Annotated in this window: 20 protein-coding genes; 13 read left to right on the top strand and 7 right to left on the bottom strand. The window is 72.6% G+C overall.

Annotated elements, in window-relative coordinates; all coding sequences use genetic code 11:
• Positions 1–91 precede the first annotated feature (91 nt).
• Positions 92–733, bottom strand: coding sequence for a DUF305 domain-containing protein (locus tag EOT10_RS39250; RefSeq protein WP_223281479.1), 642 nt, complete (start codon positions 731–733; stop codon positions 92–94).
• 116 nt (positions 734–849) lie between these two features.
• Between EOT10_RS39250 and EOT10_RS39245 the strand changes: the two genes are divergently transcribed.
• A complete protein-coding gene (locus EOT10_RS39245; protein WP_127833166.1) occupies positions 850–2,352 on the top strand; it encodes an LVIVD repeat-containing protein in 1,503 nt (500 codons plus the stop codon).
• Here EOT10_RS39245 and EOT10_RS39240 read toward each other — a convergent pair.
• A complete protein-coding gene (locus EOT10_RS39240) occupies positions 2,340–3,059 on the bottom strand; it encodes a TetR/AcrR family transcriptional regulator (protein WP_127833165.1) in 720 nt (239 codons plus the stop codon). The genes EOT10_RS39245 and EOT10_RS39240 overlap by 13 nt on opposite strands.
• A gap of 295 nt (positions 3,060–3,354) precedes the next feature.
• Here EOT10_RS39240 and EOT10_RS41590 point away from each other — a divergent pair, with 295 nt between their 5' ends.
• The 4 genes from EOT10_RS41590 (at position 3,355) to EOT10_RS39225 (ending at position 4,916) form a co-directional block, all read left to right on the top strand.
• Positions 3,355–3,516 (top strand): hypothetical protein, encoded by a 162-nt coding sequence (locus EOT10_RS41590; RefSeq protein WP_189492691.1) that lies wholly within the window; start codon positions 3,355–3,357, stop codon positions 3,514–3,516.
• A gap of 139 nt (positions 3,517–3,655) precedes the next feature.
• A complete protein-coding gene (locus EOT10_RS39235; RefSeq protein WP_127833164.1) occupies positions 3,656–4,237 on the top strand; it encodes a GNAT family N-acetyltransferase in 582 nt (193 codons plus the stop codon).
• A 29-nt stretch (positions 4,238–4,266) separates the two neighbouring features.
• Entirely contained in the window at positions 4,267–4,512 is a 246-nt protein-coding gene (locus EOT10_RS39230; protein WP_127833163.1) for a DUF2630 family protein, read from the top strand.
• Positions 4,509–4,916 carry a (4Fe-4S)-binding protein gene (locus tag EOT10_RS39225; RefSeq protein WP_127833162.1) on the top strand — a complete coding sequence of 136 codons (408 nt, stop codon included), beginning with the start codon at positions 4,509–4,511 and terminating at the stop codon, positions 4,914–4,916. Before EOT10_RS39230 ends, EOT10_RS39225 begins: the two co-directional genes overlap by 4 nt.
• Before the next feature lie 13 nt (positions 4,917–4,929).
• Here EOT10_RS39225 and EOT10_RS39220 read toward each other — a convergent pair whose 3' ends face one another.
• From EOT10_RS39220 to EOT10_RS39205, 4 genes are all read right to left on the bottom strand, one after another.
• Positions 4,930–5,622, bottom strand: a complete 693-nt coding sequence (locus EOT10_RS39220; RefSeq protein ID WP_223281480.1) for an HAD family hydrolase — start codon at positions 5,620–5,622, stop codon at positions 4,930–4,932.
• Between the two features lie 99 nt (positions 5,623–5,721).
• On the bottom strand, positions 5,722–6,402 hold the full coding sequence (locus tag EOT10_RS39215) for a phosphatase PAP2 family protein (protein WP_127833160.1): 681 nt from the start codon (positions 6,400–6,402) through the stop codon (positions 5,722–5,724).
• A 73-nt stretch (positions 6,403–6,475) separates the two neighbouring features.
• Complete coding sequence (locus EOT10_RS39210; RefSeq protein ID WP_127833159.1) at positions 6,476–7,414, bottom strand: M56 family metallopeptidase; 939 nt, start codon at positions 7,412–7,414, stop codon at positions 6,476–6,478.
• 167 nt (positions 7,415–7,581) lie between these two features.
• Positions 7,582–8,130 (bottom strand): DUF5134 domain-containing protein, encoded by a 549-nt coding sequence (locus tag EOT10_RS39205; RefSeq protein ID WP_127833158.1) that lies wholly within the window; start codon positions 8,128–8,130, stop codon positions 7,582–7,584.
• A 221-nt stretch (positions 8,131–8,351) separates the two neighbouring features.
• Here EOT10_RS39205 and EOT10_RS39200 point away from each other — a divergent pair, with 221 nt between their 5' ends.
• Both EOT10_RS39200 and EOT10_RS39195 read left to right on the top strand, forming a co-directional pair.
• Positions 8,352–9,995 carry an FUSC family protein gene (locus EOT10_RS39200; protein ID WP_127833157.1) on the top strand — a complete coding sequence of 548 codons (1,644 nt, stop codon included), beginning with the start codon at positions 8,352–8,354 and terminating at the stop codon, positions 9,993–9,995.
• Positions 9,996–10,253: 258 nt separating this feature from the next.
• Complete coding sequence (locus EOT10_RS39195; protein WP_127833156.1) at positions 10,254–10,784, top strand: MarR family winged helix-turn-helix transcriptional regulator; 531 nt, start codon at positions 10,254–10,256, stop codon at positions 10,782–10,784.
• 110 nt (positions 10,785–10,894) lie between these two features.
• Here EOT10_RS39195 and EOT10_RS39190 read toward each other — a convergent pair whose 3' ends face one another.
• The gene (locus tag EOT10_RS39190) at positions 10,895–11,686 is read right to left on the bottom strand and encodes a FadR/GntR family transcriptional regulator (protein WP_127833155.1); all 792 of its coding nucleotides are present in this window, start codon (positions 11,684–11,686) and stop codon (positions 10,895–10,897) included.
• 150 nt (positions 11,687–11,836) lie between these two features.
• Between EOT10_RS39190 and EOT10_RS39185 the strand changes: the two genes are divergently transcribed.
• Genes EOT10_RS39185 through EOT10_RS39160 form a run of 6 tightly spaced genes read left to right on the top strand, consistent with a single transcriptional unit; the run spans position 11,837 to position 18,842 of the window.
• Positions 11,837–13,060, top strand: a complete 1,224-nt coding sequence (locus EOT10_RS39185) for a M20 family metallopeptidase (protein ID WP_127833154.1) — start codon at positions 11,837–11,839, stop codon at positions 13,058–13,060.
• Positions 13,057–14,505 (top strand): aldehyde dehydrogenase family protein, encoded by a 1,449-nt coding sequence (locus EOT10_RS39180; RefSeq protein ID WP_127833153.1) that lies wholly within the window; start codon positions 13,057–13,059, stop codon positions 14,503–14,505. The genes EOT10_RS39185 and EOT10_RS39180 overlap by 4 nt, the downstream gene beginning before the upstream one ends.
• 39 nt (positions 14,506–14,544) lie before the next feature.
• Positions 14,545–15,333 (top strand): SDR family NAD(P)-dependent oxidoreductase, encoded by a 789-nt coding sequence (locus EOT10_RS39175; protein WP_127833152.1) that lies wholly within the window; start codon positions 14,545–14,547, stop codon positions 15,331–15,333.
• Between the two features lie 43 nt (positions 15,334–15,376).
• Positions 15,377–15,700 carry a DUF3311 domain-containing protein gene (locus tag EOT10_RS39170; RefSeq protein WP_127833151.1) on the top strand — a complete coding sequence of 108 codons (324 nt, stop codon included), beginning with the start codon at positions 15,377–15,379 and terminating at the stop codon, positions 15,698–15,700.
• On the top strand, positions 15,697–17,226 hold the full coding sequence (locus EOT10_RS39165; RefSeq protein WP_127833150.1) for a sodium:solute symporter family protein: 1,530 nt from the start codon (positions 15,697–15,699) through the stop codon (positions 17,224–17,226). The genes EOT10_RS39170 and EOT10_RS39165 overlap by 4 nt, the downstream gene beginning before the upstream one ends.
• A complete protein-coding gene (locus EOT10_RS39160; RefSeq protein WP_127833149.1) occupies positions 17,223–18,842 on the top strand; it encodes an amidohydrolase in 1,620 nt (539 codons plus the stop codon). Before EOT10_RS39165 ends, EOT10_RS39160 begins: the two co-directional genes overlap by 4 nt.

Genomic DNA, 18,842 nt, shown 5'->3' with positions numbered 1-18,842 from the left:
ACTCCTTCCGCAGGTCCGACGGACTTCCAGCATGACACCGCGGGGGCGAGGCCGGGAGGGTGCGGAGCGCGCGGGGCTCATCGGGCGGGCGTCATGACATCTTCCGCATCCGTCCGATCTCGCTCGTCTGCTGCGCGACGACGTCGTTCGCCATCTCCTCGACCTGCACGTTGTTCCCCTCGGAGAGGACATCCGTCGCCATGGTGACCGCCCCCTGGTGATGCGTGATCATCAGCTTCAGGAACAGCTCGTCGAAGGCCGCGCCGCGTGCCGCGCGCAGCGTCCGCAGCTGGGCCTCGGTCGCCATCCCCGGCATCGCCTCGTGCTGGTGCCCGCCGCTCTCGCGTTCCCTGCCGTGGGAGTTGAGCCAGCCCTCCATGGCGCCGATCTCCGGCCCCTGGGCCGCGGCGATGCGTTCCGCCAGCCGCTTGACCTGGCCCGACTCGGCCCGTTTCGGGGCGAGTTCGGTCATCAGCAGAGCCTGCGTATGGTGCGTGATCATCATCTGCGCGTACGCGTAGTCGGCGGAGTTGGGGCTGTCGTCCGGCCTCCGCTTCTGCGCGTCCTTCGCGGAGAGCGTCTCGGCGCCCTCGCCCGGCTTGCCCGGCGCGATCACCGAAGGGCCGGGCCTCGACCGGGAGTTGGCGTCGCCACCGCCCCCGTCCGGCGCCGCGTCACAGCCGCCGAGGGCGAGCGCGCCGACCGCGATCACCAAAGGAAGAGCAACTTTCATTACGAGTACGTTGCCATCTGTTGATCTGTGCATGAGGAAGACGATACTCGGGGGATGCGTGCACCGTTCAACTTCGAACGGGAGCCGCGGGAATGTCATCGACGAGGGAGACAGCAGTGACCCTGTTGAACGAGTCCCGAACACGCCGCAGACGCCTGGGAGTCGGCGCGACCGCGGCCGGTCTGCTCGCCGCGCTGCTCATGGGCGGCCCGGCGGCCGCGACACCCGACCCGGGCGACTCCCCGGCCGCGGGCAAGCAGCTTTCCAGGAGCGCGGCGGCCGACACCGAGGCGGCCATCGCGAGCGGCGAGATACCCGCCCAGGACGAGGTCGTCCACTCCGACAACATCGAACATCTCGCCAACATCCCCAAGGACGCGCTGCCCGGTACCAACTCGGACCTCGCGTTCCAGGGCCAGTACGCCTTCGCCGGCAACTACGACGGCTTCCGCATCTTCGACATCAGCGACCCCAAGGCCCCGAAGACGGTCGCGCAGGTCCTGTGCCCCGGATCGCAGAACGACATCTCCGTCTCCGGGAACCTGCTCTTCCTGTCGACCGACTCGTCGCGCAGCGACAACTCCTGTGCCAGCACCACCCAGCCGGCCACGGAGAAGTCGTCCTGGGAGGGCATGAAGGTCTTCGACATCAGCGACAAGAAGAACCCGAAGTACGTCGCCGCCGTCGAGACCGCCTGCGGCTCGCACACCCACACGCTGGTGCCCGAGAAGAAGAACGTCTACGTGTACGTGTCCTCGTACTCGCCGAGCGCCACGTTCCCGGACTGCCAGCCCCCGCACGACGGGATCTCCGTCATCAAGGTGCCGCGCAACGCCCCCGAGAAGGCGGCGGTCGTCGGCTTCCCCGTCCTGTTCCCGGGCGAGGGCCCCGACGGCGGCGGCAACCCGGGCGCTCCGACCAACCCGGGTGTCTCCAAGACCACCGGCTGCCACGACCTCACCGTGCTGCCGTCCAAGGACCTGGCCGCCGGCGCGTGCATGGGTGACGGCATCCTGTTCTCCATCGAGGACCCCGAGAACCCCAAGGTCATCGACCGGGTCCAGGACAACAAGAACTTCGCGTTCTGGCACTCGGCGACCTTCAACCAGAAGGCCGACAAGGTCGTCTTCACGGACGAGCTGGGCGGCGGCGGAGCGGCCACCTGCAACGAGGCCGTCGGTCCGAACCGCGGTGCGGACGGCATCTACGACATCACCGGCAAGGGAGACCACCGCAAGCTCGTCTTCCGCAGCTACTTCAAGATCCCCCGCCACCAGGCGGCAACCGAGAACTGCGTGGCCCACAACGGCTCGCTCATCCCCGTCAAGGGCAAGGACATCATGGTCCAGGCCTGGTACCAGGGCGGCGTCTCGGTCTGGGACTTCACGGACTCCACGAAGCCCCGGGAGATCGGCTACTTCGAGCGCGGCCCGCTCACCACGGACACGCTCCGCGTCGGCGGCTCCTGGTCCGCGTACTACTACAACGGCCACATCTACTCGAACGACATCGCCAAGGGCTTCGACGTCCTGAAGGTCAGTGACCGGCTCACCGACCCCGCCGAGAAGGTCCACGTCGACGAGCTGAACGTCCAGACGCAGCCGGACTACTTCGACTGAGGGTCGGTCTGAGAATCGGTCTGAGGATCCGCCCGGCTTGAATCCGCCCGGCCGGGTTCGAAGAACTGGGAGAAGTCCGGGGTTCCGCCCGGGCTTCTCCCGCCGGGCGCCGCGTCGTCCGGCGGGAAACCGAGCTCCCACGCGAGCCCGTACCGGGTGAACAGCTCCGCCCGCAGGGCCCGCAGCGGCATCGGCGCCCCCGGGACGAGCGCAGTGAAGACGGCGCCCATCAACTGGGAGCGCAGCAGCGGATAGTCACGGTCGACGCTGAGCGAGCCGTGCCGCCGCACCGTGTCACGCAGCAGCTCGGCGAGCCGCTGCTGCTCCGGGCACTGCACGAAGCCCTCCGCCTGGAGGATCCCCGCCATGTGCGTCCGCATCAGGACGGGGTGCTCGACGGCGAGGCCGAGGATCGCGTCGACGGCCCGCGCCAGACGCTCCCGCCCGTCCTCCGTGCGCGGCTCGCGCTCCAGGGCCTCTTCGAGCGTGCGGTGCATCAGCCGGTGCACCGCGGACTGGAGCAGCTGCCGCTTGCCGGGGAAGTAGTACGAGACCAGACCTCGTGCCGAACCGGCGCGGTCGGCGATGTCGCCGAGGGTCGTCGCCTCGTACCCGCGCTCCCCGACGAGCTCCACCGTCGCCTGCAGAAGCCGCTCGCGGGATCGCCGGCGCAACTCCTCATTGACCGATGCGCTGCGCGGGGACATTCTGTAACTCCTGCGTTGACTGGCTCAGAGCCAGTATACTCGGATCGTCCTGTTCGCAGGGCTTTTCCAGGCCTTTGGCCAGGACTGCCGTACGCATCCGGCGACGCGGGGGATCGTCGGATGCGTACGGCCTGCCGGGCCGGTGACCGGGCGGCGTCGGCGCTGCCCGGCCACCGGCCCGGCAGGCCAACAGGGAATCCGACCCGGCGTCCGTCTTCTCGCCCCTCGGCGCAGGGCCTCGCGCTGCTGCGGTCCGTGGAGGAGTATGGAAGATGAGCGATCAGGGGAGGCCCACATGAAGACCGGAGCCTCGGATTACGACGCCCTGTACTCGCGCACCCCCTCCCAGGCCGAAGGCGAGCGCGACGAGTCGGGCGAGGAACAGCACCCGGACGTCCCCAGGACCGAGCCGTCCCAGGCCGAGGGTGAGCGGGTGGACGACACCAGGCCTGCATGACCGGCCGCAGCGCAACGCCCGCCCCCTCTTGATACAAGGGCGGGCGCTCTACCCGGCGGATCGAGACGCGTCGGTGGGTCGGTGACGGGTGCCCGGAAATTCCCGGCCGGACGGACGCCGTGCACGGCACACTGACCCGATGCCGCAGCTGATCGCACCCGACGTCCGCGTCCACAGCTCCTTCCTCGCCGCCATGGACGAGGCACGCGCCGAGGGCCACGGCGGACCCGACGACTCCACCGCGGGGCTCAGCCTGCGCGCGTACGGGGACACCTGGCAGGACCCGGCCGTCTTCGCCGAGTACGTCGCCCGCCTGCGCCTCACCCACGGGCCCCGCAGCATCCTGGACTACGACGTCCCGTGCACGACCCTCTGGTACGTCGACGGGGACACCTACCTCGGCCGCCTCGCCATCCGCCACACCCTCACCGAGGCCTGGCTGCGCGACGGTCACATCGGCTACGACGTAAGGCCCGGCGCCCGCCGCCGAGGACACGCCACCGCCATGCTCCGCGCGGCGCTCCCGCTCGCGGCGCGCCTGGGCGTCGACCCGGCCCTGATCACCTGCGACACCGGCAACACCGCCTCCCGCCGGGTCATCGAGGCCTGCGGCGGAGTGCGGGACGACGCGGCCGGGGACGACGGGGTGCTGCGCTACCGGGCGCCCACGGCACACGGATCGCACACCGGGCGAACCCTCCCTACAGTGGGCAAGGAGTAAGAGGTCACGCACCTGGGAGGCGTACCGAGATGGATCAAGACGAGATCCTGGCCCGGATCACGGCGATGGTCGACGACGAGAAGAGGCTCCGCGCCTCCCTCGCCTCCGGTGAGATCGACGGTGTGACCGAACACGAGCGGCTCGCCGCCGTGGAACGCCAGCTCGACCAGTGCTGGGACCTGCTGCGCCAGCGGCGGGCCAAGACCGAGTTCGGCGAGAACCCCGACGACGCGCGGGTCAGGCCCTCGTCGCAGGTCGAGGACTATCAGTCATGACCGCCAAGCCGTACGAGGGCAAGGACGTCACCGTCACCTTCGACGGCGAGCGCTGCCTGCACTCGGCGGAGTGCGTCCGCGGTCTGCCCCGCGTGTTCGACACCGCGCGCCGCCCCTGGATCGACCCCGACGGCGCGCCCGCCGCGGAGGTCGCCGAGGTCATCAGGCGTTGCCCGTCCGGCGCACTCCAGTACCAGCTCGCCGACGGCCCCGAGGAGAAGCCGGCCGCGGTCACCACGGTCGTGCGCACCGACGACGGCCGGCTCGTGATGCGCGGGGACCTGCGGGTGGGGCGCGAGGGAGCCGAGGACGTGCGCGAGACGCGGGTGACGCTGTGCGGCTGCGGCGCGAGCGGACATCAGCCGTACTGCGACCACTCGGGGCGGTGCGGCGCCGGATCCTGAGCGGATCCCCGCGTCAGCCGACGAGCCGGAGCACCGGGCGCAGCGCGTCGGGCCGGGCGTCCACCGGGAGATGGTCCACGAAGTGCACGGCGCACCCGAGGGCGCTCGCCCCGCCGTCGGCACGGCGGTCGTCGCCGACCATGAGCGCGTCGCCCGGTGCCACGCCGAGCGCCTCGCACGCGGCGGCGAACAGGCGGGGATCGGGCTTCTGGACGCCGTGCCGGTAGGAGAGCACATACGCGTCGACGTACGCGTCCAGGCCGTGGGCGACGAAGACGGGGCGCGGGTCCCAGCCGATGTTGCTGACCACGGCGACGGGAATGCCGCGCTCGCGCAGACCTGACAGGACATCGGCGGCGTCCGGGTAGGGGAGCCAGGCCTCGGGCCGCAGCTGCCGGTCGTACAGGGCGTCGTAGAGCCGCTCGTCGGGCAGCGGCACCTGACGGGCCAGACCGGTGTACGCGGCGCGGTGCCGGTCCGCGTCCATGTCGCGTACGGCGACGAGTTCGGCCAGGTGCGCGGGGACCTCGACGTGGGCGGTGGGGCCGCCGGGCAGGGCGCCCACCGTGTGCAGGGCGGCGGCCGTCGCGGTGAACTCGCTGTCGGGGAGCGCCAGTCCGGCCTCGTCGAGCACGGCCCGCAGCCAGGACTCGGTGGACTCGATGCGGAACAACGTCCCCGAGAAATCGAAGAGCAGGCCTTTGATGACGCCCTTGTTGATGCCGTTGCTGATGCCGTTGATGTCGCCTTCGGTGTCGCCATTGATGGTCATGCGCCCGATCCAACGCGGCCGGACAGGACCGGGTCAACCATGTGACGGGCCGGCGAGGCGCCCGTACGCCGTCACGGCCACGGTCACCGTCAGTGCCCCGAGCAGCCAGCCGCCGAGCACGTCCGAGGGCCAGTGCACCCCGAGCCACAGGCGGGTGAGGCCGACGCCGACGACCGACATGGCCACGAGCGCACACGCCGTACGCCACAGGAACGGGCGGGCGCCGAAGCGGTGCAGCAGCCAGAGGACGAGGCCGCACACGACCGTCGCCGTCATGGCGTGCCCCGAGGGGAAGGCCGCGTAGTGCGCGGAGTCCACGGGGTCGGGCCACACCGGGCGGGCGCGGTCGACGGCCGCCTTCAGGCCCTGCTGGATCAGTGTGCCGAGCGCACATGTGGCGGCCGCCCACAACCCGAGCCGCCAGGCGTGATGGCGCCACACGACCCAGAGGACGGCCACGGCGCACAGGCCACGCATCGTCCACGGGTCCCAGACCCAGTCCGTCAGCACCCGGTTGACGTGCGTCGGTCCGGGATCGGCGACGGCCCAGCGGTGGGCGGTGCGCGCCAGTGTGCGGTCCAGGGTCATGAGCGGACCCCAGCGCACCGCCACCGCGACCAGCAGCACCCCGAACAGGGCGGCGAGCACCGCCGACGCGCGTGCGGTCCGGGGATCTCGTGGGCGGGGCGGGGAGTCGACCGGTGCCGGGTGCATGGGGAGGATCCTCACCCAGGGGAGGCCCTGGTGGCCATCGGCGGGACCGGACGCGTCCTGTACGAGTGCGCGTCTACCCCAGTGCGCGCAGAGCCGGTACGAACGTCACCAGGAGCGGCACCACCGGGACGAGTGCGGCCGCGGCGGTCAGGCGCAGCCGCCGGCCCGCGGTCAGCCGGCGCGGGGGAGTCAGCAACCGGTGCACGCGCTGCGGCAGATGGGCCTGCGTGGTGGTGGGGCAGGGGCCGAACACCCCGCGGTCCTCGTTGAGTTCGACCAGGGCGAGGGCGATGGTCAGCCGCCCGAAGCGGCGCGACGCCACGTCGTCGGCGGCCAGTTCGACGAGCCGGTGCATCTCGTCACGGAACGCGGCGAAGACCGGAACCTGCGGGAAGCCGGAGGCCAGCGCCCCCGAACAGTGCAGCAGCCAGTCGTGCCGCCACCGCGCGTGCCCCATCTCGTGCGCGAGCACGGCGTCCAGCTGACGGCCTTTGAGACGGCGCAGAGCGGCCGTGGTGATGACCAGTCGGGGCGCCGCGCCCGGCAGCCACCAGGCGTCGGGCCGCTCACCCTCAAGCACGACGAGCCGGTCACCGCCCGGCTCCTCGCCCGGCAACAGCGGGGAGCGCACCAGGAGTTCGGCCCGCCGCTGCCGTCGCCCGGACCCCGACCGGAAGATCTCCCGGGCGAGCATCGCCGCCGTCCACAGTCCGCCGAGGGCGAGCGCCACGGCCACGGTCGCCGCCCATCCGCCGGCAGCCCGGAGCGCGTACGCGTCGACGACGGCGTGCGGCGCGGGAGCGAACACATGGCCGCGGACGGCCTGCCAGGCTGCGGCCGCACTCAGGGTCATCGAGAGCGCGCAGCACAGGAGGACACCGGCCACCACGCACTGCCACACCCACAGGGCGACCACCGGCTCGCGCTCCGTCCAGTCGGCCCGCGCGAGAAGGCGCGGAGCGAGGACGGCGGCGAGGGTGCCGAGCAGCAACAGTGCTACGGGGACCGTCATGACCTCAGCCTATGAGCCGGGTACTACCGGAGGGTATGGGCTGTCGCGTCAAGTGACGCACGACACGGTTTTGCGCGGGCAGTTGTCCGAAATGGAGCAGTTTCCCCAGGCGCTTCTCCCTGCCAGGGGGCTTCTCCCCGTCCCCTGCATGAACTTGGCGCTTCTCCCTACATGGTCAGGAGCATCGCGACCATGCCGATGCCCATCGAGAGGCGGCAGGCCCGGGCCAGTTCCGGACGGTCGCCCCAGCCGGTCGCCGGCGGCGCACCCCCGGCCGCCGGGACCGGGACGAGGCGCGCCCCCGACCACAGGACGTACCCCGCGAAATAGAGCAGGAGCAGGCCGGTCACGAGCGGTGCGCCCGCGCCCGCGTGGCCGGCGTGCGCGCCCGGCGTCACGGCCATCGCCACCGCCATGTACGCCATGGCGAACGCGCCGACCAGGTGGTGCAGATGGTGCGCCCCCGAGCGGGCCGCCCACAGGGCACGCAGTGCCGCGGCCCCGAACACGAGCGCGTACACCACCCAGGCGGCACGTGGTGGCGTGACCACCGCCGCGGGGAGCGCCATCAAGGCCATCCCGAACCCCATGAGCGCCTCGCTGCCCGCCGCGCGACGTTGTTCCTCGACCCCGCTGCGCATCCGCAGCACGCAGTACGCCCCGGTCGCCGCACACAGCGCGACGAGCAGCCAGGCGGCCGAGCCCGGTCCGTGCACGCGAACCTCCCCGTCGAGCGCCGGAAGTGGGCGCCGCACCGTGGACGCCGGACGGCGTCGGGGACGAGATGCCCGGGCACGGCGGGGCGCAATCGAGCGCAGGGGAGCATCCGGACCGGCGCGCGGTGCCACCGTGCGCGGGTGGTGCGCGGCTCGGGCGGCGGAGAGGGATTGGCCTGCGGAATTAGTTTTCGAGTAAAACACTTGTTAAGCTTCTCTGTATGACCAGCTCCGCACCCACCTCCAGACCTCGCCCCGTCCGCCGGCTCCCGATCGCGGGGGCGCTGCGTCTGAACAAGGCGTCCGACATCTGGTTCAAGGCCGCGACGAGCGTCGTCGTGTCCGCCGCGGTGCCCAACCTCACGCTGCTCGCCCTCGGCCGCCTCGACCTCGCCATGTACACGATGGCCGGGTCGCTGTGCGCCCTCTACGCCCACAACCTGCCGTACGCGGCGCGCGCCCGCGCCGTCGCCTGGGTGGTCCTCGGCATGCTCGCGAGTCTCGCCGTGGCCCTGCTCACCGCCTCGTTCACGACCTCCGCCGTCGTGCTCGTCGCGGTCGGGGCGCTGCTCGCCGCCGCCCAGAAGACCCTGTGCGACGCCACCCGCATCGGCCCGCCGGGGCACCTGATCCTGACGTTCATCAGTTCCGCCAGTCTTTTCGCGCCGCAGAGCCCGGGGCAGATACCCGGCCACCTCGCCCTGACCGCCGGCGCGGGCGCCGTGGCGTGGCTCGTCTGCATGGCCCCCGCGCTCGTGCGCCCGCACGGCCCGGAGCGGCGCGCCACCGCCCGCGCCCTGAACGCGGCCGCCGCGTACGTCGAGATGCCGGACGGCGAGGCCCCGGACGCCGCACGCTCGCGGGCCCGCGCCGCCGCGGCCGGCGCCGTGCACGCCGCCTGGCAGTCCCTCCTCGCCACCGGCGGCCGGGGCGCCGCCCGACGCGCCCTCGAACGCCTTGTCGTCCGCGCCGAGGTCGCCCTCGCCGCCCCGGCGGACACGGACCCCGCACAGCTGCGCGACTGGGCGGCCGGTCTCAGCGGCACCGGCCCGGTCCCGCGTCCGGCCCACCTCGACGGGATCGACGACGAACTCCTGGGCATCGAGGTCGAACGCGCCGCCGGCAGGCCGTCGCTGTGGCGCAGGCTCGCCCCCGGATCACCGCACCTGCCGGTCGCCCTGCGCACCGCCGTCGGCTGCGCCCTCGCCGGATACGGGTCCCTCGCCCTCGGCATGGGCCGTCCCTACTGGGCCCTGGTCACCGCCGCCTCCCTCTACCAGGCCAACGTCACCCTCACCTGGAACCGCACCGTGCAGCGCGTGGCCGGCAACCTCCTCGGAGTGCTCGTCTTCGCCGCCGTGGCCCCGCTCGCCCACGTCGGTCCGGTCTTCGTGGTCCTGCTCTGCCTGCTCTTCAGCTTCGGCGCCGAGGCGTTCATCGCCCGCAACTACTGGCTCGGCACCGTCTCCGTCACGCCCATGGCGCTGCTGATCACCGAGTTCGCCAGGACCCAGGACGCCGGTGAGCTGATCGCCGACCGGGTCGTCGACACCCTTGTCGGAGCGCTGCTCGGCGTGGTCGCCGCGGTGATCGTCACCAACCGGCGGGCCGCCGACCACATCGAGGTCGCCCTCGACGCGGCCGAACGGGCCCGCGAGCACGCCGAGCGCACCCTCGCCGCCGCCCGTCCGGGCCCCGGCGACCTGGAGGGCGCGCGCCGCCGGCTCGCCGCGGCGCTCGTCGAACTGCGCGCGGCGGACGACACCGCGGCGGGCGAATGGTGGCAGCGCGCGCTGCCCGAGGAGCGTGTGGTCGCCGTCGAGCAGGCCGGACACCGTACGCTCGCGGCGACGGTCCGACGCTAGGGTCTTTCGTTTGGATCAGGCCGGATCAGGGAGCGGGGTCTGGTGCCGTGCATCGCAAGGCGGAGGAGGGAGTCGACGCGGTGGGGGCACCTCCCAGCGGTAGCTGGGGGACGTCGGCGACCGACGACAACGCCGCGAGGTGCGGTGCCAGACCCCGCGAGCCCGGCATGATCCAAACGAGAGGCCCTAGGCGCGGCGGTCCGTCCAGGACACCCACGAGCACAGGGGCGGCACGAACGCCCGGGAGAACACGCGAGCATGACGACACGGAACGGCAGGGCGGCGACGGGCGACACGGTCGCCGCGGTGGTGCGCCAGTGGCAGACGGTGCGGCCCGACATCGACACCGGGCCCATGGAGGTCATCGGGCGGATCAACCGCTGCGCCGCCCTCCTCCAGCAGGCCGAGGACGCCCCGCTGCGCCACGCCGGACTGACCCGCGCCGAGTTCGACCTGCTCGGGGCGCTCCGCCGCACGGGCCACGAGCTCACCCCGGGCGACCTCGCCCGGGAGACGTTCTCCTCGGGCGCGGCGGTCACCAAGCGCCTCAAGCAGCTCCAGGAGCGCGGCCTGGTCGACCGGCGCGGCGACACCCGTGACCGCCGCGTCTCGCATCTGAGCCTGACGGACGCGGGCCGCGAACTGGTCGACGCGCTGCTGCCCGACCAACTCGCCTACGAGACGACCGTACTGTCCGGCCTCGAAGCCACCGGGCAGCAACAACTCAGCGCACTACTGGCAGAGTTGCTCGGCCAACTGGAAGGACGCCTCGGCGGGGCGAGGCCCTGAGCCGGGCTAGGGCGTGTTTCGAAAGTCCCGCCTGCCCCGCGGGCGGACGACGCTACTTTCGAAGCACGCCCTAGTACGGGCCCTGAGCCGGGCTCGAACGGGCCCGGACGTCACGGGGTCCGGGCCGCGTCCTCGGTCTGCGCCGCCGCGGCCAGCAGCCTCCGCGTCTCCGGCTCGACGTGGTCGGCGTAGTACGTGTACAGCGCCTCGCGGGCGAGACGGGCGGCGCGCGGGGCGTCGCCCGTGCGGATCGCGTCGAGCACCTGGCGGTGGTGGGCTATGGAGCGTTCCCTCCAGGCGGTGGCGTCCGCGGCGCCGGCGATCTTCTTCTCGATGACGTCGACCACCGCCTCGTGCACCGCGCGGGCGCACAGGCCGAGCAGGGAGTTGCCGCTCGCCTCGGCGACGGCCCGGTGGAAGAGGGCGTCCGCCTCACTGAAGGCGTGCAGGTTCCCGCTCGACGAGGCGCTCAGACGCTCCATCCGGTCGATCTGTTCCTGCATGCGGGCCAGGTCGTCCGCGTCGTGGAGGCGCGCGGCGAGCCGGTTGCTCTCCGCGTCGAGCACCATGCGGAACTGCACGAGCTCTCCGAGTGAGGCGATGCGCGAACGGGTGAGACGGCTCAGGGCCTGGCTGAGGTTGTCGGGTGAGACACCGAGGACCTCGGCGCCCAGCGGGTCGCCCGGCCGCGAACGGATCAGGCCCGCCGACTGCAGCACGCGCAGCGCCTCGCGGACGGTGGAGCGCCCCACGGCGAACCGCACGACGAGTTCGCGTTCCGCGGGGAGCCGCGAGCCGGGCGGCAGGTCGCCGCTGAGGATGCGCTCCTCGATCTGCTGAGCCACCCGCTGGTAGGCGCGGACCGGCTTCACCGGCTGGAAGAGATCGTCGTCGGGCGCCATGTGCCCCTCCATGTCGAGCAGTTACGCCGTGACGCCGTGGCAAATGGATGAGCCGACCATTGACCCGGGCATCAACGTGGGGGCAGAGTACGGGAAATCAACTGGTCTGACCAGTCGACTGGCCTTGTCACCGGCCGACTTGGAGGTTCCATGCGTTCCGGCTCAACAGCCCTGCCCGAGACCGACGCCGCGGTCGCCTTCACCCGCGCACTCGTGCGTCTGCGCACCGTCAACACCGCGGGGGCCACCGAGGTCGAGCGGCCCGCCGCCGAACTCGTCCAGGGCCTCTTCGACGAGTTCGGCTGGAAGTACGAGGTGGTGGCGGTCGCCCCGGGCCGGCCCAACACCGTCGCGGTGATCGAGGGCGGCGGCGGGGACGGCCCCACCCTGATGTTCGAGGGGCACATCGACGTCGTCACCGAGGGCGACACCGCCGACTGGACCGTCGACCCCTACGGCGCCGAGATCCGCGACGGAAAGCTCTGGGGCCGGGGATCCGCCGACATGAAGTCCGGCGTCGCCGCCATGATCTACGGCGTCCGCGCCCTCCAGCTGGCCGGGCCCTTCCCCGGCCGCATCGTCGTCGGCGTGCTCTGCGACGAGGAGGGGCTCATGCTCGGCGCGAAGGCGTTCGCCGCGTCACCGCTCGCGGGCGAGGTGGACGGCGTCATCGTCTGCGAACCCGAGGGCTACGAGGTGTGCACCTCGGCGCGCGGCGGGATCCGGCTTCGTCTCGACCTGCACGGCGTGATGGCCCACGGCGCCATGCCGCAGGAGGGCAGAAGCCCGATCGTCGCCGGCGCCCGCATCGTCGAGGCGCTCGCCGGGGTCCAGGAGTGGGCCGAGGAGCGCTACGGCGAGCACCCGCACGCCGGCCGCGTCACCGTCACCCCGACCGTGCTGCTCGGCGGCGACCCCGACCAGCTCAACGTCATCCCCGCGCACGGAGTCGTCGGCATCGACGTCCGCACGATCCCCGGCACCGACCACGCCGAACTCATCGCCCGGGTGCGGGAGTCCGCGGAGCGGGCGGCCGCCGGTGTCGGGGTGACCGTCGCCGTCACCGTCGTCGACGACCGGCCCGCCATCGAGATCCCCGAGGACCACCCCGTGGTCGCCGCACTCGTCGAAGGACACCGCCAAGTGCACGGCGAGGCACCGCCGTTCGGCGCGGTCCCCGGCACCACCGACGGCACGATCCTCACCCGCGACGCCGGCCTCCCCACCGTCGTGTACGGCCCCGGCGGCAAGTGGATCGCCCACCAGGCCGACGAGTACGTCGAGGTGCGCGAGATCGAGGAGTACACACGCGTGTACGCGGCGGCGGCGCAGGCGTTCCTGACGGGCCGTACGGACGGGGGAGAAGCGCGATGACGTATCCGCGAGAGTTCCCGGAGGGGCTGCCCGTCGGGGACACCTGGGTGCCCGCGCCCACCCGGCAGCCCGTCGTCTTCCCTTACGACGGCGGCGAGTTCGCCACCGCGCCCGTCGGTGACGTGGGCCTCGCGCGGCGCGCCGTCGAGCATGCCGCCGGGCTCCGCAAGGAGGTCGCGGGGCTGCCCGCTCGGGTGCGGCGCGACGTGCTCGCCGGTGTCGCGGCGGACCTGGCGCAGATCGCGTCCCGGATGGCGGAGCTGCTCGTCCTGGAGACCGGGAAGCCGCGCGTCGACTGCGACATCGAGATGCAGCGGGCCGTCGCGACCTGGCAGGCAGCCTCCGACGAGGTGGCCCACCTGCACGGCGAGACGGTCCCGCTGGACCTCCAGGCCTCCGGCGACGGCATGTTCGGGTTCTGGACGCGAAGGCCCATCGGGGTCGTCGTCGGCATCGCCGGCTTCAACTACCCCGTACTTCTCGCCTCCCACAAGATCGCCCCGGCGCTGGCCGCCGGCTGCCCCGTGATGGTGAAGCCCGCGCCGGCGACCCCGCTCGCCACGCTCTGGCTCACCCACCTCGTGCGCGAGCGCCTCGCCGCGGCCGGGGCGCCGCCCGGCGCCGTCCAACTCGTCACCGGCGACACGGAAGTCGGCCGCGCCCTCACCACGCACCCCGACGTCGCCGCGATCTCCTTCACCGGCTCCGCCGCCGTCGGCCACCGCATCGCGCGCGACGCGGCGCCCCGCAAGGTCGTCCTGGAACTCGGCTCCAACGCGGCGCTCGTCGTCGCCGCCGACGCCGATCTCGACGCGGCCGCCGACGCCGTCGCCCGCGGCGGCACCTACGCGTCCGGGCAGGCCTGCATCTCGGTCCAGCGCGTCATCGCCGTCGAGGAGATCGCCGGCGCCCTGGAGAAGAAGATCGCCGAGCGGCTGCGGGACGTCGTCGTCGGCGACCCGCGCTCCACGGACACCCGCGTCTCGGCCCTCATCGACGAAGCCGCCACCGAGCGGGTCCTCGACTGGGTCGAAAGGGCCAGGGCGGCCGGCGCCCGGATCGTCGCGGGCGGCACCCGCACCGGCGCGAGGTGCCTCGCCCCGACCCTGCTCGCGGACGTCCCCGACGGCGAACCCGCCTGGGACGAGGAGGTGTTCGGGCCCGTCGTGTGCCTGCGCGCGGTCCCCGACATCGAGACGGCGTACGACCTGGTCAACGCAAGCCGGTACGGGCTCCACGCCGCCGTGTACACGCGGGACCTCGGCGCCGCGTTCCGCGCGGTCGAGGCACTCGACGTCGGCGGCGTCGTCATCAACGAAGTCCCCGGTTACCGCAGCGACATCGCCCCGTACGGCGGTGTGAAGGACTCCGGGACCGGACGCGAGGGGCCGCGCTTCGCCATCGAGGAGCTGACGGTGACGCGCATGGCCGTCATCCGGCCCTGACAGACCCCCCCACAGCGCGAGAAGAGGGAGCACCCCGAGATGGACTACGCCAACCTGTTCCGGCTCGACGGCAGGCGCGTCGCGGTCGTCGGCGGCGCCGGCGGCATCGGCCGCGAGGCCGTCCGCGCGCTCGTCGCCCAGGGCGCCGATGTCGTGGTCGCCGACCGGGACGAGAAGGGCGCCGAGGAGACCGTGGCACTGTCCGGCGGCGGCACGGACCGGTCCGGCACCGCCTCCGCGTGCGCCCTCGACGTCCTGGACCCCGACGCGATCCGCGCCGCCGCCGACGCCTGGGGCCCGCTCGACGGGCTCGTCGTCACCGTCGGGGCCAACGTCCGCAAGCGCGTCGCCGACTACACGCTCGACGAGTTCGACCGTGTCATCGCCCTGAACCTGCGGGCCTACCTCAGCCTCGTCCAGACGTTCGCCCCCGGCATGGCGGAGCGCGGCCGGGGCAGCGTCGTCGGCTTCGCCTCGATGCGCGCCTTCCAGGTGGAACCCGGCCAGAGCGTGTACGCCGCGTCGAAGGCCGGCCTCGTCCAGTTCCTGCGGACGGCCGCCGCCGAATGGGGCCCGCGGGGCGTGCGGTTCAACGCCGTCGCCCCCGGCGTCGTCCGCACCCCCCTCACCGACCAGATCGCCGCGGACCCCGCCTGGTACGACGCCTACGCCCAGGCCTCCGCCCTCAAGCGCTGGGCCCGCGCCGACGAACTCGCCGGTGCCGTCGCCTACTTGGTCTCCGACGCCTCGACCTACGTCACCGGGAGCGTCCTGACCGTCGACGGCGGCTGGACGGCGGTCGACGGCCGCTTCGACCCCGCACTCTGAACGTCCCCTCGCCCTTCCTGCCTCCCCCTCCCCAAGGAACCCCATGTCCCCCCAAGGCGAACCCGCCGGCCGCTCCCCGGAGCCGGAGCCGCACGAGTCCGACCCCCTCGAAGGACTCCCCACGCTCGGCGGCGCGTCCCGCCGCTCCCTCTGGATACTGCTCGTGCCCGTCGTCCTCTACGCCGCCGCGCCCCTGGTCGCCAACCGCATCGAACCCCGCGTCCTGGGCGTCCCGTTCCTCCTTGCCTGGGTCATAGCGGCCACCGTGATCAGCCCCGTGGCCATCTGGCTCGTCGCCCGCCTCGACCCGGCGTACCGCACCGGCGCCGTCGAACCCGTACCCGCCGACGAGGGAGGCGCCCGATGACCGGCTCCGCGGCCGTCGCGACGACGGTGTTCGGCCTGGCCATGGTCGCCACGGTCCTGATCGGCCTGCTCAGCGCGCGCGGCCGGTCCAAGGGCCTCGCCGAGTGGTCCGTGTCCAGCCGTGGCCTCGGCGTCATGTTCATCTGGCTCCTGATGGCCGGAGAGACGTACACCAGCTTCTCGTTCCTCGGCACGGCCGGCTGGTCGTACTCCTTCGGCGCGCCCATCCTCTACCTCGTCGCCTACCTCACGGTCGGCTTCGCCGTCGCCTACGTCGTGGGCCCCGCCCTGTGGACGTACGCCTCGCGGCACGGTCTCATATCGATCGCCGACATCGCCGAATTCCGGTTCCGCTCACGGCCGTTGGGGATCCTCGTCGCCGTCGTCGGCACGGTCTTCCTCGTGCCGTACATCCAGGTGCAGATCCAGGGCATGGGCGTCGTCGTCAACGCGATGACGTACGGGAGCGTCGACCTGCACGTCGCCGCCGTGATCTCGTTCGTCGTCGCCGAGGTGTTCATCCTCGTGTCGGGGCTGCGCGGCTCCGCCTGGGTGAGCGCGCTCAAGGACGTGCTGGTGATCCTCGCGGTCGTCTTCCTGGCCGTCTACATCCCCATGCACTACCTCGGCGGGTTCTCCGACTTCATGCAGCGCATGGTCACCGAGAAGCCCGAGTGGCTCACGTTCCCCGGACACGAGTCCGGCGGGCGGAACGCCGCGTGGTTCCTGAGCACCGTCGTCCTGAACGCCGTCACCATCACCATCTTCCCGACCACCGTGGCCGGTTACCTCAGCGCCAAGAGCCCCAACGCGCTGCGGCGCAACGCCCTGCTGCTGCCCTGGTACCAGCTGCTCCTGTTCGTGCCGATGATGGTCGGCGCCACCGCCCTGTTCGTCCTGCCCAGCCTCGGCAACCCCGACCTCGCGCTGTTCAGCCTCGTCACCGACTCGCTGCCGTCACCCGTCGTGGCGGTCATCGGTGTCGCGGGCGCCCTGTCGGCGATCGTGCCGATGAGCGTCTTCATGCTGTCCATCGGCACCCTGTGGGGCAGGACCGTCCTCGGCGGCGGCAACGGCTCGGACCCGCGCCGCCCGCGCCCGGACACCACCCACGAGCACGACCTGCGCACCAAGCGCCTCTCACAGGCCGTCTGCGTCCTCGCAGGCCTGGTCGCGCTCGGCGGCAGCCTCTTCTACCCCAACACGCTCGTCCAGCTGTCCGTCCTGTCGTACGAGGGCCTGGCGCAGCTCGTGCCCGTGGTGCTGCTCGCCCTGTTCTGGCGGCGGATGACCGCACGCGCCGGGATCTGCGGCATGGTCGTCGGACTCGCTGTGATGACGGCGCTGTGGGCCACCGACAACGACCCGTTCCACGGGGTCAACGGCGGCATCATCGCCCTGGCCGCGAACCTCGCGGTGACGTTCGCGGTCACGCGACTCGCACCGGGCGAGGCGGCGGCCCCGCGCGTCCCTGTCCGGCAGTCTCCCGCCGCCACTGCGGCGGCCCGCGCAGAGGAGTCCCGATGACCGACGAGAGCGCACCCGTCCTCCACCGCGCCGCCCACGTCGTCAGCCAGAGCGGCGCGGGCCCCGAGCCCCAGATGATCGCCGTCGCCGAAGGCCGGATCCGTGCCACCGGCACCGTCGCCGAGCTCCGGGACCGCTTCCCCGGCGCCGCCGAGACCGACCACGGTGACGCCACCCTCGTCCCCGGCCTGAACGACGCCCACATCCACCTGGTGATGACGGCCGAGGACCTGCTGCACCTCGACCTGTCCGCCGCGGCGGTACGCGATGTGGACGACCTCCTGGCCACCGTCACCGCCGAGGCCGCGCGGACACCGCACGGCGCCTGGGTGCGCGGCAGCCGCTACGACGACGTCAAGACCGGCCGCCTCACCCGCACCGAACTCGACCGGGCGGCCCCCGGCCACCCGGCACTCGTCGTACACGTCGCCGGGCACTGGGGTGTCGTCAACTCCGCGGCCCTGCACGCCCTCGGCATCGACGAGGACACGCCCGATCCGGACGGCGGTGAATACGGGCGAGGCCCCGACGGACGGCTCGACGGGCGGCTTGTCGAACGCGCCCTGATGAACGTCGTCTACCCGGCCACCGCCCGCGGCGCCACCACCCTGGAGGCCAGCGGGCAGGACGACAAGTTGCGCGGACTCGTGCGCGCCCAGGAGCTGTGGCACGCCGCCGGGCTCACCTCGGTCTGCGACGCGCTCATCGCCCCCGAGGACATCGCGCTGCTCCAACGGGCCCGATCCGAGGGGAAGTTGAGCCTGCGGGTCGGAATGCTCCTGTCCATCGATCACTACGAGAAGGCGCGCGCACTCGGCGTCGGCAGCGGCTTCGGCGACGACCTGCTGCGCCTCGTCGGCGTCAAGGCGTTCCTCGACGGCGCCGTCGGCGGCCGTACCTGCCTGCTCAGCGAGCCGTTCACCGACCACGGCGGGCACGGCCTCCAGACCACTCCCACCGAGGAACTGTTCGCCCACGTCCGCGCCGTGCACGCCGACGGCAACCGCGTCGGCGTGCACGCCAACGGGGATGCCGCGATCCGGCTCGTCCTCGACGCGTTCGAGCAGGCGGCCCGCGACCTGCCGCGCCCCGGCCTGCGCCACCGCATCGAGCACTGCAGCGTCGTCGACGACGGGATCCTCGCCCGGATGAAGGCCCTCGACGCCATCGCCGTCCCGTTCGCGGGATACGCGGCCTACCACGGCGGGGCACTCAACGACTGGTACGGCCCCGAGCGGGTCGGCCGCATGTTCGCGCACCGCTCGTTCCTCGACGCGGGCGTCACCGTCGCCGGCTCCTCCGACTACCCGTGCGGCCCCTACGAACCGCTCGTCGGCCTCCAGTCGATGGTCACGCGGCAGGGCATGGACGACGGGGTCGCCGCCGGACCGGAGCAGCGCGTCACGGCCGAGGAGGCGCTGCGGATCTTCACCCTCGGCTCGGCGGAGGCCGAGGGCACGGAGACGTACAAGGGCCGTCTGGCGGCGGGCCAGTTGGCGGACTTCGTGGTCCTGGGCGAGAATCCGCTGACCGCCGACCCGCACGCCATCGCGTCCATCCCGGTCCGGGCGACGTATGTGGGCGGCGACCTGGTGTACGCGGCGAAGGGGGAGTGA

It is taken from the genome of Streptomyces antnestii (assembly GCF_004005495.1).
GTDB classification, from domain to species: Bacteria; Actinomycetota; Actinomycetes; order Streptomycetales; family Streptomycetaceae; genus Streptomyces; species Streptomyces antnestii.
The sequence above is the reverse complement of the archived record's forward strand: the minus strand, read 5'-3'. Positions and strand labels throughout refer to the sequence as shown.

Bases quoted from the DNA above. Each gene is read 5' to 3' on its own strand.
- EOT10_RS39250 (WP_223281479.1), bottom strand. From the start codon at position 733: ATGAAAGTTGCTCTTCCTTTGGTGATCGCGGTCGGCGCGCTCGCCCTC.
- EOT10_RS39240 (WP_127833165.1), bottom strand. From the start codon at position 3,059: ATGTCCCCGCGCAGCGCATCGGTCAATGAGGAGTTGCGCCGGCGATCC.
- EOT10_RS41590 (WP_189492691.1), top strand. From the start codon at position 3,355: ATGAAGACCGGAGCCTCGGATTACGACGCCCTGTACTCGCGCACCCCC.
- EOT10_RS39235 (WP_127833164.1), top strand. From the start codon at position 3,656: ATGCCGCAGCTGATCGCACCCGACGTCCGCGTCCACAGCTCCTTCCTC.
- EOT10_RS39230 (WP_127833163.1), top strand. From the start codon at position 4,267: ATGGATCAAGACGAGATCCTGGCCCGGATCACGGCGATGGTCGACGAC.
- EOT10_RS39225 (WP_127833162.1), top strand. From the start codon at position 4,509: ATGACCGCCAAGCCGTACGAGGGCAAGGACGTCACCGTCACCTTCGAC.
- EOT10_RS39215 (WP_127833160.1), bottom strand. From the start codon at position 6,402: ATGCACCCGGCACCGGTCGACTCCCCGCCCCGCCCACGAGATCCCCGG.
- EOT10_RS39210 (WP_127833159.1), bottom strand. From the start codon at position 7,414: ATGACGGTCCCCGTAGCACTGTTGCTGCTCGGCACCCTCGCCGCCGTC.
- EOT10_RS39200 (WP_127833157.1), top strand. From the start codon at position 8,352: ATGACCAGCTCCGCACCCACCTCCAGACCTCGCCCCGTCCGCCGGCTC.
- EOT10_RS39195 (WP_127833156.1), top strand. From the start codon at position 10,254: ATGACGACACGGAACGGCAGGGCGGCGACGGGCGACACGGTCGCCGCG.
- EOT10_RS39190 (WP_127833155.1), bottom strand. From the start codon at position 11,686: ATGGCGCCCGACGACGATCTCTTCCAGCCGGTGAAGCCGGTCCGCGCC.
- EOT10_RS39185 (WP_127833154.1), top strand. From the start codon at position 11,837: ATGCGTTCCGGCTCAACAGCCCTGCCCGAGACCGACGCCGCGGTCGCC.
- EOT10_RS39180 (WP_127833153.1), top strand. From the start codon at position 13,057: ATGACGTATCCGCGAGAGTTCCCGGAGGGGCTGCCCGTCGGGGACACC.
- EOT10_RS39175 (WP_127833152.1), top strand. From the start codon at position 14,545: ATGGACTACGCCAACCTGTTCCGGCTCGACGGCAGGCGCGTCGCGGTC.
- EOT10_RS39170 (WP_127833151.1), top strand. From the start codon at position 15,377: ATGTCCCCCCAAGGCGAACCCGCCGGCCGCTCCCCGGAGCCGGAGCCG.
- EOT10_RS39165 (WP_127833150.1), top strand. From the start codon at position 15,697: ATGACCGGCTCCGCGGCCGTCGCGACGACGGTGTTCGGCCTGGCCATG.
- EOT10_RS39160 (WP_127833149.1), top strand. From the start codon at position 17,223: ATGACCGACGAGAGCGCACCCGTCCTCCACCGCGCCGCCCACGTCGTC.